Source organism: Planctomycetaceae bacterium, assembly GCA_021371795.1.
Classification (GTDB): Bacteria; Planctomycetota; Phycisphaerae; order Sedimentisphaerales; family UBA12454; genus UBA12454.
In genome coordinates this window covers 1-16264 of record JAJFVK010000010.1, presented here as the reverse complement: position 1 = coordinate 16264, position 16264 = coordinate 1, and the positions used below count along the sequence as shown (strand labels likewise).

The window sequence follows — 16264 nt, the reverse complement described above, 5'->3', positions numbered from 1 at the left end:
TTCACTCTATAATTATAGTATTATAGTAAAGATACCTAAATATGTCTTTTTAGGTCTCATAAAGTTAATAAATATACAAATCTCTTTTTTTGGAGGCAAAAAAAATGAAGATTAGCAGGTCAACAGGTTACGCATTGGTAGCAGTAGGTTATATTGCACAATATTACAAGGAAGGCGCTGTATTGGCATCAAGGATTTCGAAGCAGTATAACATACCGCTGGAATATCTTTTGAAAATTCTTCAGCAGCTGGTTAGGGCAAACGTCCTTCGCAGCAAGAGAGGTCCTCGCGGCGGTTTCTTCCTCGCAAGACCGGCTGAAAACATCACTTTGCTGGAAATCATCGAAGCTGTCGATGGACCGTTGTTCAGTCATCTGCAATTAGCAGAGCAGACAAACAATGAGCCGTTCAGCCTTAAGATGGAAAAGGTTTGCAGAAACGCTACTGAAAAAGTCAGAGAGATCTTCAGCGCTGCAAAACTTGGCGAAGTATTGGCCGAGTAAGTTTGCCTGTTAGCAACGAATGGATATCAGGGCTTTTCAACAGCTAATAGCTGACAGATACCAGCAGCGAGATAGTGAACGTGGTACTCCTAAGACCTTTATGTGGTTTGTCGAAGAGGTTGGCGAGTTGGCTACTGCCCTTGCCGACGAAAAGACAACGCTTAAAGAAAGGGAAGAAGAGTTCGCCGACATTGTTGCATGGCTTTGTACGCTGGCGAATATCAACGGCGTTGACCTTGAAAAGGCCTGCCTTGAGAAGTATAAGATAAATCAGCCGAAAGGCTTTAAATAGTTGTTAGTTATTGGTTGATAGTTGATAGTAACGACAAAACCGGCGGAATCTTTCGCCGGTTTTTTTATGCGCCCTTGTTTTTATCCCGCAGAATTTTTGTCAGCGTAAACGCAAACAAGCCGATAATAATCAGCCAGCTTGCAATCATAAATATCCAGCCATCAATTCGCATCGTTCACCATCCCATTCTTCTGTCGTTTGCTCCACGAGTGGAACACCAGATAAACAAGCACCATGAAGAAAACCAGCAGTCCTATTCGCGTCGCCAGAATATAAGGCTTATTTTCCGCCGGAACATTTTTCATTAAGATAATGCCTCGCCAATCCTGCCAGAACCAGAACCCCAGCATTCCCAGCAGAAACATCGGCGTAACATATTTAATAATGAAACGGTAGATTCGCGGAATTCTTATATCCGACCCGACGTGCAGTTCCGTCCACGCCTTTTCCATTCCGAACACCCACGCGAAAAGAATCGCCTCGACCGTCGCGAACACAATCAGACAAACGCTCACGCTCCAGAAATCAAGTTCGTCGAGCACACCCCTGCCCAAAAAGAAAATCACCGGCTGACACAAAACAAAAGTTACGATTGCGAAAACACCGCTGGCCTTTTTCTTTGTAAAATTAAATTCGTCTTCGAGAAACGCAACCGCCGGCTGCGCAAGCGAAATCGAAGAAGTGATACCCGCGATAAACAAAAGCATAAACCACATAAAGCCGAAGATATTTCCGAACGCTACTTTCTGCAACACAAGCGGCATCGTTATAAAGCCAAGATTGAACGCTCCGCTGGCTGCGATTTCTTTCGCACCCGATGCGCCGAAGAAAACGAACGCCGCGGTAATTACGATACTGCCGCCGAAAATAACTTCCGCAAATTCGTTTGTCGCCGCAGCGCCTAAACCCGACAGCGCGACATCGTCCTGCTTTTTAAGATAACTGGCGTAAGTTATAATCACGCCGATGCCGACGCTTAGCGTATAAAAAATTTGTCCCGTCGCCGCGACCCAGACCTTCGCGCTTTTGAGCGCAGACCAGTCCGGATTCCACATAAACCCAAGCCCGTTAATTACATTATTTTCAGGCTTTGAAGCGTCAGGCGTACCGAGCGTCAAAACTCTTACAAGAAGAATAATCGCGAAAACAAACAGCACCGGCAGCGCAAATTCACAAACTTTTTCGATGCCCTTACTGATGCCAAGACATATAATGCCAACGTTAAGTGCGAAAGTTACAATGAAAAATAAATATGCCGGGGCAATACTCGAAAAATGTTCGTTCTTTACAAGCCCCTGATAAGCCTGCAAAAACAAAGCCATTGCCTCCGAATTTGTGCAGGAGTTATATTTACCGATAATAGCAAAAACGCTGTATCCGAGCAGCCAGGACTCAATATAAATATAGTAAACAAAAATTATAATTGGTCCAAAGATGCCGATGACGCCGAAATATTTGATGAATTTATTTTTGTTCCAGAGTGTGTGAAAAATTCCCGGCGCAGTGCTGTGTCCGAAACCGCCGCCGAACCTGCCGATAGTCCACTCAATCCACATCAAAGGCAGTCCAACCAGCAGCAACGCGACGAAATATGGAATCATAAACGCCCCGCCGCCGTTGTTCGCGGCCTGAACTGGAAAGCGGAGAAAATTGCCAAGGCCGATTGCACTGCCGGCCACCGCAAGAATTATTCCGAGTTTGCTCGACCAGCGTTCCTTGCCCATTCGAAGAGTCCTATTTGCTGCCGAAGCCGAAAAGTGCAAGAACATCGCGTTCGATTATTTCGCGAATCTTTTCACGCGGCACCGTCGGAAGATTTGTATCGGCAAGAAGTTTATTAAATCCAAGCAGCGTTTCAATGCAGCTTTGCGGCTTACCAAACGGCAGTCCGCTGCCGAAGATTAATTTCCCCAAAACATCCGCTTCATTGGCAGCAAGAACCAGATTATAAACTCCCCAGACTTTCTGCGGATTGATTGTCAAATCGCCGAAAACATTTTCGTGTTTGCCGAGCATACACATCGTTTCACTCGTAAACGGCTGCCCCATTGAGCCGATTATAATATTAAGGTCTTTAAAATTGCGTGCGATTTCATCGAGCTGCGAAGGCCGAGCGTATTCAAGCACCGCATCTTCGTGATATGGCGGAGCATTATGAAAGAACACCGGCAATTTCAATTCCTCTGCGACTTCATAAAACTGCATCGCCAAACTATGTGCCGGATGAAATCCCTGCCCGCTGCAATAAAGCACCGTGCCTTTGAATCCCATTTCGCTCTTCATGGCCGACCAGTATTTTTTGCTGATGTCGTCGGTTACAGGATTAACGACTGCGAAACCATACATTTTATCTGTATGCCGCAGAATATAATCGCTGACGACTTTATTAGCGCCCTTGTTTGATTCTTCAGGACTGGCAAGCACAAAACACCCGTCAGCCTGCCCGGAACTGGCAAAATGGTCTTCAGGGCTTATCTGCCCGCTTATACAACTTAAATGTGTATGGCAATCTATTATCATAGTTTGAGTAATACTATTTCGGCAAAACCGACCTGTCAAGAACAATAAACTTGTATTCAGGGTATGCCTTTTGGTATATGTTATCTAAATTATGACTCCGGAACTTAAAACTCTACTCGAAGGCCTGTACGAAAAGTACAATCACAGGCAATTTATCCCGCCCGACCCCCTGCAGTTCATCTATCGATACAAAAGCAAATCGGATATGGAGATTGCGGGCTTTTTGGCAGCGATGTTCGCGTATGGTGCGGTCGAGCAGATTGCAAAATTCCTGACAAATCTGTTGGGGAAAATGGGCAATAGTCCTGCTGAATTTATCAAAAATTTTTCCGCAAAAGACAAAAAACTGTTCGCTCCGCTCAAATATCGGTTTAATACCAGCAACGATATTGTAATACTTCTTGAAAACCTGAAAAGGGTCATAAATCGCTTCGGCAGCCTCGAAGGCTTGTTTTTAGACGGATACCGCCAATCGGATGTTAATATCGTCCCAGCCGCGGCCAAATTCATCAGCACATTGAACTGCACAGACAAGAGCCGGGGGTTAAAATTCCTGCTTTCCGACCCTGCCAATGGCGGAACGTGCAAAAGATTATTCCTTTTCCTCCGCTGGATGGTCAGAAGTGATGAAGTTGACGTAGGCCTGTGGAAAAAAATCGATAAATCCAAATTAGTCGTACCCGTCGATGTCCACATGGGTCGTTTGAGCAAAATCGTTGGTCTGCACAATAAAAAGACGTACAATCTCAAGACCGCGATTGAAATAACCGGAAAATTCGCTGAAATCTCACCTGACGACCCCGTAAAATACGATTTTGCACTGTGCAGAATCGGAATCCTTGAAAATTGCACGGGCAAACAGAACAATTACTGTCCAAAATGCGAATTGGCCGGATTTTGTCATAGAAAAGCATTGAAAAAATAGGCTATTTAGGCTAAAATAGAGTTTTGTTGATTATCTAAAGGCAATAAAATGAAACATAAATTATTTTTCAGCATAGCGGCAATCATACTTTTCACATCATTAACCGGCTTTTGCGCACCTGCACCGGCAATCGTACCCGGCGCAAACCAGTGGACGCTGAACGTCGTTTACAATCAGCCGCAGCAGATTACCGTAAAAATCCCCGGCGAAAGAAAACCGCAAAGGTTCTGGTATGTGATTCTAACGATGACAAACAATACGAACATCGATGTGCCGTTCTATCCGACCAATGAGCTTGTTACCGACACGTTCCAGATAATTCCGGCATACAGAGATACAAGAAACGTTGTGTTTGACAAAATTAAAGCAAGACACAAAAAGAAATTCCCGTTCCTTGCATCGCTTGAGACTGCCGAAAACAGAATCCTTCAGGGCGAAGACAACACAAAAGACCTCGTGATTATCTGGCCTGATTTCGATGTGAAGGCAAAAAACATTTCGCTGTACATCGCAGGCTTGAGCAATGAAACGGTCGTGATAGAGCATCCGACACAAAAAGACCCGAACGGCAATCCTGAAAAGATTTATTTAAGAAAGACTTTGCAGTTGGATTATTCAATCAGCGGCGACCCGAATTTCCGCAGCAACACATCGCTGGTTTATAAAGCAATGAATTGGGTTATGAGGTAATACAATTTAATATTTGCAATAATTCGACTTCGCTATGGCGTAATTACAGCCGTTTTCCAGAATTGTGGACACGTTTTTCATCTCAAAAAACGCTATCAAAAAGTCTGAATTGCGCGAAATTAAACCAAAAATCTTAAAAAAGCTCCGATTTGTAATTTGTGCGCAAGAATTTGGTGCATATTCCGCGCAAGTTCAGATTGTTTCGCGCAAGTTCGTGAAAAAACTATTTTTATTTCAGCCTGTTATCAACAAAATAAAAGTCAATCGCATATAAAATTGACTAAAAACAAATAAAAACACCAAAATAACGGAAAGCTGAAAATGCCGCTTGCGCATTTTTTAAACACAATCACTAACACATTTTACGGAAAGACGTTACAATTCAAGACCTCATTTGATCGCTGATTTCGCAGATAATGCAGATTTTTTACGTTCACCGCCAAGCCACAGAGATTTTTGTTTTAAAAATTGAAACCACGAATCGACACGAATTTTTACCACAAAGAAAAGAAGTATCACGAAGATTTATTTGTTAGCCACAGGGTAAATGCCTGGCGGAAACTCGGATAGAAGGTTGAAGACTTGTCCGCCAGGGGCGGACAAAAAATGTACCGGACACCTTAAATTTTCTAATAAATTTTGAGGAGCAAGAAACTGATTATTTACGTTTTGGTAAAAAAATATTAAGTAGATTAAAATATAAATACTATCAGACAAACGGATTTTGTTTTATTTCTTCTTTTAGTTCATCAATCTCGTTCTTTATATGAGTACACAGCACTGGCATATATTCAGAAAATCTGCCCGCAAGTCCAGCTTGTTGTATCCGTATTTGTTCAAAAGTTTCTTCTTTCTGTAGATATTTCAAAAAGTCTTGGACACATATAAGCCTTTGATGTAATGAAGGTTTTACGCCTTCTAAATATAACCCGGTTATTCTTGTTAAGATTTCCATGTTTTTTATTGGGGTATCTAGCATGATTGCCTCAAGATACGAGAATCTATGGGTCATGTTTTTAATTACATATAGACCAAAGGCTGTGATTTTTAAATATTTCCAACTCTCAAAATCTGAAGATAATTTCGCATCCGGCTCGACTAAACTTTTGTCAAAAAGATTAGTAATTAATTTCTTACTATTATCTTGAGTTAATCCTAATTTATCAAGGATATAATCTATTTGGGTCATAGGCACATACCCGCGCCCCTGTGGGGAATCGGTCGTAGATTCTTGAGCAAGACAATTTAATAGATAAATTTTTACAAAATAAGACAACTGCAAACCATCAACACCATCTATTGGGCTGAAAACATTTGGAATGATACTACGATTAGAAGAATAATAAAAGTATCTTTCTCTGCTAATAGATTTAAATACTTGATGAAATTTTAAAACGTATGTACCATCAGATACTATAGCTTTCAAATATTCATCGACATGTGTATGCCCTGAACGTAAGAAATTCAAAAAGGCATCTAATCCTCGCCTAACATTCCCATTGCTCAAACATTCATAAAAAATAGTTATGTCATCGTTATTTATAAAAGCACTTTTAAATATTCTGAGATATTTAATAAGGTGTTTGGCTTCTAACTCTAAATTTTCACCTAAAATAGCATAAGCTTTGGGTATGTGATATTTCCCTAACAATTCTAATGCATAATCAATCCTTTTTTCTAAAACATTTCTGACTCGTGGGGCGGGAATATGGTAGACTGTGTCATGATATGCCGATAGAGGGCCACCAACTTGTCCAAAATGCCAATACCACTCCTCTCTTAATGCAACAATAATCAAACACTTTAAATAGGACTCTAACGTCCTAGAATAAAGGTAAATTGCTTTTTGATAATCAGCATTGCATTGGTCTGCGTTGTCTAAGATAACACAAGTATATTGATGGTACTTCTCTCTTAAAACCCTGAACGCGCCTTTTACGAATAATTTTTTATTATCCCTGAGAGATGACAGAAAATTTATCTTTGCTTTTTCATATTCCTTGTGGTCAATATCTTTCAATTGGCCTTCGGGGCCTCCTAAAAACCATTTCATCTGTGGCCAGAATACCTGTTGGAGTCCATTATAAGAAGAAAAATCAAATTTAATATTTTCGTCTGATACTGGTTTTTGATCTAGTTCGATAATGGCATCAAATAATTTTTCATAGATAAAATTTTCTATTTTTTGAGGATCAAGCCCAGGTTTCCTAAAATCGATATAGAACGCTATTGTTTTTGAAGAAACATTGTCTTTGTTAATGTGTGAATCAAAAAATCTCCTTAAAAACATTGTTTTACCAACCCCAACTCCGCCGATTACAAATATCGTTCGTTCCCAGTCTTTTCTGGAAAAATAATCTTTTAAACATTCATGAAATTTTTCATAATTGTTTTTAGAACAAAGCGATAACACCGTATCGGGAAATTTAGGCGGTCTATCTATAAGCAGTGCTTCGAATTCCTCTTTATAAAGATGTGTTTCACCTGGTAACACGTAGCAATTTTGTAAAACATCTGGTGAATCTTCTTTTGTTACATCAGAAAACACCTGAAGCAATAGAGGTTCTAACGCCAAGCCCAATTGATTTCTTGGGATTGTCATGTTTGGGTCATTATATGTGCTTAAAACACTTTTGGGACGTATTGCAATTTCATCTACAAGCAAACGTGATAATAACCCACCGGTTAGAATAATTTCTTTTGATAACAAATTGTATAAATCCGCAAAATCAGTGCTTTCATCAAAAATATTGGGAATAATTATCAGTTTACCTTCGTTCCATGGAACTCCGTCGCCTCTAACTGCCACAAAAAATATATAAGTTTTACCATTAGTAAGAACCGCAATTGGAGCAGATCTGTCCCAACAATACTGTGCCACTTGTTTTATATGTTCTTTTAGAGATGGATTTGTTTTTTGATATGAATCTAATTTAACAGTTTGTATTTTTTTATTTTGGAATATAGGAAACTCAATTCCCGCCTTTTTTGCCTCAACGACAATTACAGGTCGAGTTGTAGAAAGAAGATAATCTAATCTCAATCCATTTGATGAAACTTCTCTTCGAATACTATCTTCTGACCACCCTAAACAATTTATCAGAAGAGTATCTATAAATTTCGATCTAGTATCTGCCTCAGTCCAATTTTCGGAATGAAAAGGCTTTTTTGATTTTTGCAATTCTAAAAAAGATTCTATTTTTTTTTGGATTTCACACATCTAAATACATCGCACAAAATTGTATTGAAAAGGCAAGTACAGTATATTAATAAATTGTATAAATACAAGTATAAAAAACTTTTTTTATGGTGAAGTGATATTGGAAGCATAGTGTTGAGATTACCGCGTTGTCCTAAATGATGTACTTATCAATGACGCAACGACTACTACCCAATCGCTCCCCCCACTTCGCTTATGGATCCCCCCCCTACGAGGGCTTACGCTTCGCTTCAACGCTCATGGCTCTGATTTACGAATTATTAGAGGTATCCTTAAATTTTAAATCGTATGTGTCGTTCCGCATCTTGGACACTGCACAGTGTCAGCTTTGAAATTCGGCGGAATTTTCATTCTTAATCCGCAGTTGCAATTTACGAACTTAAATCCAGAAGTCTTGAACATTATATCGCCAATATTCCTGTGCTGCCCTTTGGCCGATACCGGCCCCTGCTCTGATGCCGGCCGAATCTCAACAGTTTCCTGCTTCAAAGACGACGACGGTATAGGAGTCGAATGTCTCGTTGTTTTTTTAAATGCGTCTGAATAATCCGCAAAAGATGCGCCCGACATTCCCCGCAAAATTTTTACACGCTCTGAAATCGGCGGATGCGTACTGGTCAAATCTGAAAGTTTCATACCCGCCTGCTGCAAAGGATTTACGATATACATCGGAGCGGTTACTTTATTGGCAGAAGCAAGCGGAACGGTATTTTGCGAAATTTTCTCAAGAGCACTTGCAAGCCCTTCCGGATAGCGTGTCAATCTTGCCGCACTCGCATCTGCCAAATATTCACGTCTTCGTGAAAGAGCAAAATATAAAAGCGTCGCCATAATCGGAGCAAGAATTGCTGCGACCAACGCGATAATCATCATTATCGCCTGCCCGCCGTCGCCTTTGCCTCTGCCGCGAGATGAGTATCTGCTGGAGCCCAGCGAACTGTAAAACATACTTCGCAGAAAAACTTCGGAAATTATCGTTATCGCACCGAGCATAACGCCCGCGACAGTCACGAAAAGAATATCGCGATTGAGAATATGACTCATTTCGTGCCCGACGACGCCCTGCAATTCGTCGCGATTGAGCCTGCCGAGTAAACCTGCCGTAACAGCCAGCGATGCGTTTTGCGGATTTCGGCCTGTTGCAAAGGCATTCGGAGCGGGGTCGTTAATGATGTAAACCTTCGGCATAGGAAGCTGTGCGGAGATTGCCATTTCTTCGACAACGTTGAATAGCTGCGGATGCACGTCTTTTGTTACCGGCACTGCTTTGCTGGCGGCCAGAAATATCGCGTCGCCGCTGGAGAAGCTGACCATCGCCAGAATCATCCAAACGCAAAGAGCGATGCCAAGCCCGAACGCGCCAGAATAAGGCGCAGGCGAAACCGACATACCAATTAGCCAGCCAAGACCGCCGAGCACAACTGCCATCAAAACTATCAGCAGCAGCGAATTTCTTTTATTTGCCTGTATCTGTTCCCACATAAAAGTTTAAAGTGATAAGTTAAAAGTAAAAAGTAATATTAAAACAATCTTTAACAATGTCATTGCGAGAAGTTCTGCATAGCTTTGGCGAAGCAGAACGACGAAGCAATCTCAATTTCCAGAATTATTAGGAGTTCCATTAAAGCATTAAGAATTAAAAATTAGAAACTGACTTTTGGTACTGCTTTTTCTTCCGGATTTTCAATTTGGAAAAATTCTTTTTGAGCAAAATTAAACATTCCCGCGATAATATTGGATGGGAACATCTGAATCTTATTATTATAGAACAGAACCTGGTCGTTATAAGCCTGCCGGGAGAAAGCGATTTTGTTTTCAGTGCTGGAAAGTTCTTCCTGCAAAGCGAGAAAATTCTGATTTGCCTTCAAATCCGGATACGCTTCGACCGTCAGCAGGAACTTGCTCAAAGCCTGTCCGAGCACACCTTCGGCTTTGGCCATATCGCCTACGCTTTTGGCTCCCATCGCCTGGCTGCGTGCGTTAGTTACAGCTTCGAGAGTTCCGCGTTCGTGCTGCATATAGCCTTTGGCGGTTTCGACAAGATTCGGAATCAGGTCGTGCCTGCGTTTGAGCTGAACATCGATTTGCGCCCAAGCGTTAGCAACTCTGTTGCGAAGCTGAACGAGACTGTTATACGCTCCGATGACAAAGAATATCACCACAACGACAACCGCAATTAATATTAAAACTCCAATTCCCATAAATACCCCTTTCGTTTATTGAACAGAAAATTTATGAACCGTTAAGTGTCTGTAAGTTTCGCCCGGCCGAAGAACAACCGATGGAAATTCCGGCTTGTTCGGCGAATCCGCATAATGCTGCGTCTCAAGACAGAACGCCGTTTGCTTATTATAAACAGCACCGCCTTTGCCTTTGATTCCATCAAGGAAATTTCCGGTATACAACTGAACACCAGGCTCTGTCGTATAAATTTCCATAACTCTGCCGCTGTTTGGCTCGACAGCTTTCGCCGTGAAAGAAAGTTCCGCAAGCGATTTTTTGATTAGAACATAATTAATATCGTAACCGTTATCTAATTTTTTGATATCAGCACCGAGAGCTTTTGGCTTTCTGAAGTCGTAAGCGGTATTTTCGACCTTCGCCAGTTTGCCGGTAGCGATTAAATCGCTGTCTGATTCGGTAATAGTATCGGAATTAATCTGCAATTGATGTGAAAGGATATCACGCCCGCTGTTATGCCCTGCCAGATTGAAATAGGAATGATTCGTAAGATTTACAACGGTCGTTTTATCTGTAACAGCAACGTATTCTATTTTTAGTTCGTTATCGTCAGTCAGCGTATAAGTTACTTTAACGTCGAGATTGCCCGGATACCCTTCTTCGCCGTCCGGACTTGAGTATTTGAACAAAACGCCCTGTCCGCCGTTACCTTCGGCGAACGGCTCGGCTTTCCATAAGACCCTGCCGAAGCCGACGATTCCGCCATGCAGTTGGTTTTTGCCGCTGTTTACCGTAAGTTTATATTCTCTGCCGTCAAGTTTGAATTTGGCGTCTTTAATTCTGTTGGCGATTCTGCCGACCGTACAACCGAAGTAGCAGGAATTATCCATATAGCTTGCCGCATCGTCATAGCCAAGAACGACATCCGCGAATTTACCGTTTTTATCCGCCGCCGTCAGCGAAACAAGCGTTGCGCCCAGCGTAATCACTTTCGCTTCCATTCCGGACTTATTTTTCAGAACAAAATATTCGACAGATTTGTTTTTATCGATATTGCCGAAAATTCCTTTTTCAACTGTCATTTATTATCCCTTTCTTTTTGAAAACATTCCTGAAAGTAATTGCATAACTTTGTTTTCCTGCCCGAAGAAGTTATTCGTCAGGATAGTTTTTAATTCATTATTGTCGAACCAAATCCCATGATGTTTGGTGCATCGGTCGATAATAATAGAACTCGACGCGGCGGCTTTTTCCATATTTTTGCCGCAAATCGGACAAGGCCGCAGATTTTCCTTAACGCCCTCTCTTGTCTTGAAGGAATTGATTAGCGATTCGGCCTGTTTTTCATCCTCAAACAACTGCTCAAGTTCCCCGCTGTCTAACCAGATGCCGCCGCATTGGACGCAGTGGTCGATTTCAACGCGGTCGAGTTCAAGCACAATCATCGGATTTTTACAGACAGGACAATCCATTTATTCTCCTACCATTTTTTCCGCCACCAAAACATAGCCAGCACCGCCGAGGACAGAAACGCCAGAAAAGCTATTATCCAAAATGCGTAATGATGTTCTGAAAGTGGTATCCGAACATTCATTGAAAACAAACTCACAACAAACGTCGGCAGCATAATCGCGATAGTCAGAATCGTCAGCGCTTTAATACGAATATTAAGGTTGTTACTGATAATAGAAGCCCTTGCGTCCATCATACTCGAAAGAACCTGCGAGAATATTTCCGTCTGCGCAAGACTTTGATTATTTTCAATTGAAATATCGTCGAGGAATTCCATATTATCCTGTGTGAATCCGATTTTAGGACTGTATGTTTTCAGTTTACTGATAAGAACGGAATTGGAGTGAATCGCGTTGAGATAGTAAACAAGACTTTTCTCCAGCGTAAACATATTCAGCAGATATTTGTTTTCCATTGATACGTTTACCTGCTGCTCAAGTTCGTTGGAAATTCTGTTGATGCCGCGAAGATGCTCGACGAAGTGCAGAATTGCCCTGAAGATTAACTTCAGCGAAATCTCCGGCAGCGAAGTTACTTTATTAAATACCTTGCCGTCAAACAGCGGAATATCGTCAGCAAGAACGATGATAATTTTATCGTTAAAAATAAACACACCGACAGAAAGTATCTTAAACAAAAACTCATCGTGCGGTGCATAGTGTTTGGGACGCTTGAAAATCATCGCTATATGTTCAGGCTCGAACTCCAATCGGCTTGGCTCGTCAGGGTCAAGAGATGAACTAAGCGTATGCTCGTCAATCTTCAGCGTTTCGACAAGATATTTCCGTTCCGCGTCATCCGGCGCCACATAGACACAAATCTGCGAATTACTGTCGCTGCTTTCGACCAGTTTGTTGTCAACTATCTGTAATGTTCTAAGCATACTCTGAACTCCGGTTTTTATTAACTTGGCAATTCTAACACTATCGCCTTTGTCGGCAAAGAGAAAAATATCACAATTTGCCATTTGATATTGTTTTGACAACAGGCGCTAAACACTTAAAATAGGGACAATTTGGTACTGAAAGGATATAATAATGGATATCAATGGAAATACATATCTGAACTCGCCGCCGTCTGTGCCCAAAAAATCGATAGGCTGGAAAATATTTTTCGGAATCATTCTTGCATTCTCGATTTTGGCCAACATTGTTTTGTTTGTCTCGCTCATCGTTGTCGGCTCAATTTCACTGGCAGGCACATCAAAAAAGGGAGTTTACAAGGAAAACGTAATCCAATCAGGCCCTGCTTGCTCAAAAATCGTCATTATCAACATTGAAGGCATAATCCAGAACGAAATGGCAAAGGAAATAGCAGAGCAGATTGACACCGCCAAAGAAGACAGCAAGGTCAAAGCAGTAATCTTCCACATCGTCAGCCCCGGCGGCGCGGTCAGCGCAAGCGACAGACTGTATTATCAGATTAACTGCTATAGGAAGGAAACCGGCAATCCGGTCGTCGCGTTTATGGACACCCTCGCCGCGTCAGGCGGGTACTATGCCTCCGCTGCGTGCGATAAAATCATCGCCGAGCCTACCGCTATTACAGGCTCAATCGGTGTCATAATGGGACATTTCGTTTTGCAGGAACTGCTGGAAATGAAACTGGGAATCAAGCCGGTCGTCGTCAAGTCCGGCCCGCACAAAGACTGGCCGACCAGTTTTGAGCCGGTAACGGATGAGCAGTTGGAGTATCTCAATTGCAAATTGATTATGCCGACTTATGAAAGGTTTGTAAGTATAGTCGCCGAATCGCGAAAGAATGAATTGACCGCCGAGCAGGTAAGAGCACTTGCCGATGGAAGTATCTACAACGCGACCGAAGCGCTGGACAATAAATTAATCGACCAGATAGGCTATCTGCCCGACGCCATAGAGCTTGCCAAATCGCTGGCAAATCTCGACAAGGCTAAAGTCGTAGAGTACGAAAAGCCCTTCTCGTTCGAGAGCATTTTCGGAGCGAATTCAATGCTGCACAAATTCAACCGCAGTACACTTTACGAACTTACTACGCCGCAGTTGATGTACCTTTGGCACCCCGGCGTTGGTTTCTAACGACAAGGAACATACTCATCGTGGCGAATATCACCAGCGATGTCGGTTCAGGTATGCTGAAAGCTGAATATGTAACAGTGCTGTCGCTGCCCAGATAGACGTTGCCGGTCGCGTAAACGCTGCCGATAAGGCCGACAGACGAACCGGTGGTCAATCCCCCGCCGTACACACTGACAATGCCCGTCAGCTTGGATTTGCTGTCGAACCACGCATCGGATTTAAAAACGTTAACTCGCAAAGTGCCCGAACCGGACGAAACAAACGTTACGCCGCTGCTGACGCTGAATTCGCCGGCAACATTAAGCACTACATCGCCCGCGGAGGTATCGACATTAACAACGCTGCCGGAGCCTACCCAAAAACTACTCAAATTATAGCTGCCTGCCGACAGATTAGTTGTCGTATTACTGCTCAAACTCCAGCTCGAGTAATCGCCCGGCTTGAGAATCGTACTGCCCTTCCACGGAACATAAACAGAAGTTGTTCCGATTGTGTTTTGTGTCAGATAATCTAATTTTGGAAGTTCAAAACCGGCATTGCCGTTTGAATATCCGGTTATGACGGCAGTTTTAGATTTATCAATGCCTTTGTTGGCAATTGCTTCGCCGCTGACGGTTACTTTGCTGCCGAGCCATATACTGCCGGCCGTGTAAACAGAGTTGACGCTTGAACTCGTGTTGAGATTAATGCCCTTCGCCGAAGCGATTGGCCCTGTGATTGCGACACCGCTGCCGGTGCCGATGCTTCCGCCAGACCATATTGCAAGCTCTTCCATCGTTACCGTACACGCATTGGCCGTCAACACGATGCCGCAGATTATAATACATACAGTTAGACTTTGTTTAATCCCAAACATTTTGAACTCCCAAATTTATTCCCTCGTCGCTGCGACGATATTTAGTTTCTTTTTCTTCCCACAAGAAACAGTAATCCCATAGACACTAACGCCACAGTTGCAGGTTCAGGTATGTTGAACGCGGTGATGAAATCTTGAGAACCGTTATAGGTCAACGCTCTTAGTTCAACTGCCGAGCCTGTTCCATTAAGAGAATGCAGCCAGCTATTTGCGAGCGTCGAATTAAGATTTGTCGCCTTAAAGCCTCCGTCTCCGAGGGTGCTGTCAACTGCTACATCCCAGTACACCGGCGAAGAAGGTAAATCTTCATATACTATTTCCCAAATAGCCGCCTGAAAAGCCTCTGCTGCGGCTTTTTGCCCAGTTGTATAACTGCCCGATGTCCAGGCCGTGTCATAATGTTTCGTCCACAACTCGGCTATATAAGCGGCTTTAACTTCACCCATTCCGCCGCTAAGATAAGAAGCCGATGTCACCGGCCCGTCTTCTGTCATTATAACGTTATATGCCAGCGAACCGCTTTTAACAGTTTCAAACAGGTCTATGCAGAAAACGCCGACCGTGCCGTTATCTATATATTGGCCATCGCCGGTGCCTGCTGTTTTGTTGAGAAGAATTGCGCCTGTCGGCGTGCTGTAATTGCTAAATCCGCCGCCCCAGATAGTCATAGTATCAGATGCGCCAAGACCTGTGTAGCCGGCCGTAACTGTACCGACAATTTCTGTTGCCGAACATTGTGCGCTCATAATGAGCAAAGCTGTTAAAATCACCGTTATCTTTGTTTTCATTTCCTAAGCCTCCGATTCCGCTCTGTGCACAGCGAACCTTCCCGCCGCCGGGATAGTCCCCAATTCGCCTACACTTACGAAACAGTGTTTGTACTATTAAAATATTACGAACTATTTTGACCCGTGATAAAGCAGGAGACGATAAAAACACCAAAGTCCGGTAAAGGCGTGAATGATGAAAAAAATCAGACGATTTTATATGATATATTTTTTATTTTTTTTTCGCGTCCGAAAATATGTATCATTAAATACGTCAAAGATTGCTCAAAAAAGGGACTGGCCCAAAGGCGAAATGTTCACGCACATCCACCGGCCGCCAACGTTGACACTGCGCAACTTTCGGCAGATATAAAACCTCTAAATAAAGAACTTACAGCAGGTTTTGTGTAAAATGAGAATGCGCACGTTTTAAGCAGTTTTTCTTCTAACTGTTTGCCAAATATCAGATTATCGTTTTTTGTCATTTTTCAGTTTTTTATTAAAAACACTGTTTAAAATGCGCACGTATTCGGCAAAACGCAAAAAAACACTCAAAATCCTTCTCAAAAATCAAAATTTTTGAAAATTCGCAAATTTCGCGCAGTGAGGTGCTAAACGAATGACGGACACTCGGTGATTGAATTTATGCTACCTGTTTCCGTTCTTTTTCGCTTATTTCCTCATATTCCGCTGGGCTGACATACCCAAGCGAAGCATGACGACGCCGACGATTATAAAATATCT

At 42.5% G+C, this 16264-nt stretch carries 15 protein-coding genes; 5 read left to right on the top strand and 10 right to left on the bottom strand.

What is annotated here, in order from left to right; translation table 11 throughout:
- Nucleotides 1-104 precede the first annotated feature (104 nt).
- Together LLF92_04985 and LLF92_04980 are read left to right on the top strand one after the other, a co-directional pair.
- Entirely contained in the window at nt 105-503 is a 399-nt protein-coding gene (locus LLF92_04985; GenBank protein MCE5340466.1) for an Rrf2 family transcriptional regulator, read from the top strand.
- Between the two features lie 19 nt (nt 504-522).
- A complete protein-coding gene (locus LLF92_04980) occupies nt 523-795 on the top strand; it encodes a nucleotide pyrophosphohydrolase (GenBank protein ID MCE5340465.1) in 273 nt (90 codons plus the stop codon).
- Nucleotides 796-956: 161 nt separating this feature from the next.
- Here the strand turns inward: LLF92_04980 and LLF92_04975 are convergent, their stop codons facing one another.
- Both LLF92_04975 and LLF92_04970 read right to left on the bottom strand, forming a co-directional pair.
- Nucleotides 957-2519: a sodium-dependent transporter gene (locus tag LLF92_04975; GenBank protein MCE5340464.1), complete on the bottom strand. Its 1563-nt coding sequence runs from the start codon at nt 2517-2519 to the stop codon at nt 957-959.
- Between the two features lie 10 nt (nt 2520-2529).
- Nucleotides 2530-3315, bottom strand: a complete 786-nt coding sequence (locus LLF92_04970) for an amidohydrolase family protein (GenBank protein MCE5340463.1) — start codon at nt 3313-3315, stop codon at nt 2530-2532.
- 91 nt (nt 3316-3406) lie between these two features.
- Here LLF92_04970 and LLF92_04965 point away from each other — a divergent pair, with 91 nt between their 5' ends.
- Together LLF92_04965 and LLF92_04960 are read left to right on the top strand one after the other, a co-directional pair.
- Nucleotides 3407-4240, top strand: a complete 834-nt coding sequence (locus LLF92_04965; GenBank protein MCE5340462.1) for a TIGR02757 family protein — start codon at nt 3407-3409, stop codon at nt 4238-4240.
- 48 nt (nt 4241-4288) lie between these two features.
- Complete coding sequence (locus tag LLF92_04960; protein ID MCE5340461.1) at nt 4289-4930, top strand: hypothetical protein; 642 nt, start codon at nt 4289-4291, stop codon at nt 4928-4930.
- Nucleotides 4931-5639: 709 nt separating this feature from the next.
- Here the strand turns inward: LLF92_04960 and LLF92_04955 are convergent.
- From LLF92_04955 to LLF92_04930, 6 genes are all read right to left on the bottom strand, one after another.
- Nucleotides 5640-8150, bottom strand: a complete 2511-nt coding sequence (locus tag LLF92_04955; protein MCE5340460.1) for a hypothetical protein — start codon at nt 8148-8150, stop codon at nt 5640-5642.
- A gap of 279 nt (nt 8151-8429) precedes the next feature.
- Complete coding sequence (locus LLF92_04950; GenBank protein MCE5340459.1) at nt 8430-9632, bottom strand: M48 family metallopeptidase; 1203 nt, start codon at nt 9630-9632, stop codon at nt 8430-8432.
- A 161-nt stretch (nt 9633-9793) separates the two neighbouring features.
- Nucleotides 9794-10351: a LemA family protein gene (locus LLF92_04945; protein MCE5340458.1), complete on the bottom strand. Its 558-nt coding sequence runs from the start codon at nt 10349-10351 to the stop codon at nt 9794-9796.
- 15 nt (nt 10352-10366) lie between these two features.
- Entirely contained in the window at nt 10367-11413 is a 1047-nt protein-coding gene (locus tag LLF92_04940) for a galactose mutarotase (GenBank protein ID MCE5340457.1), read from the bottom strand.
- 3 nt (nt 11414-11416) lie between these two features.
- Nucleotides 11417-11803 (bottom strand): zf-TFIIB domain-containing protein, encoded by a 387-nt coding sequence (locus LLF92_04935; GenBank protein ID MCE5340456.1) that lies wholly within the window; start codon nt 11801-11803, stop codon nt 11417-11419.
- An 8-nt stretch (nt 11804-11811) separates the two neighbouring features.
- Entirely contained in the window at nt 11812-12726 is a 915-nt protein-coding gene (locus LLF92_04930) for a magnesium transporter CorA family protein (protein ID MCE5340455.1), read from the bottom strand.
- Between the two features lie 154 nt (nt 12727-12880).
- On the opposite strand from LLF92_04930, the gene sppA reads away from it, so the two are divergent.
- Nucleotides 12881-13897 (top strand): signal peptide peptidase SppA, encoded by a 1017-nt coding sequence (sppA, locus tag LLF92_04925; protein ID MCE5340454.1) that lies wholly within the window; start codon nt 12881-12883, stop codon nt 13895-13897.
- On the opposite strand, the gene LLF92_04920 is transcribed toward sppA, so the two are convergent.
- Both LLF92_04920 and LLF92_04915 read right to left on the bottom strand, forming a co-directional pair.
- Nucleotides 13851-14753, bottom strand: a complete 903-nt coding sequence (locus LLF92_04920) for a hypothetical protein (protein ID MCE5340453.1) — start codon at nt 14751-14753, stop codon at nt 13851-13853. The two genes, sppA and LLF92_04920, sit on opposite strands and share 47 nt — an antisense overlap.
- A 41-nt stretch (nt 14754-14794) precedes the next feature.
- Nucleotides 14795-15541, bottom strand: a complete 747-nt coding sequence (locus LLF92_04915) for a PEP-CTERM sorting domain-containing protein (GenBank protein MCE5340452.1) — start codon at nt 15539-15541, stop codon at nt 14795-14797.
- Nucleotides 15542-16264: the final 723 nt, after the last annotated feature.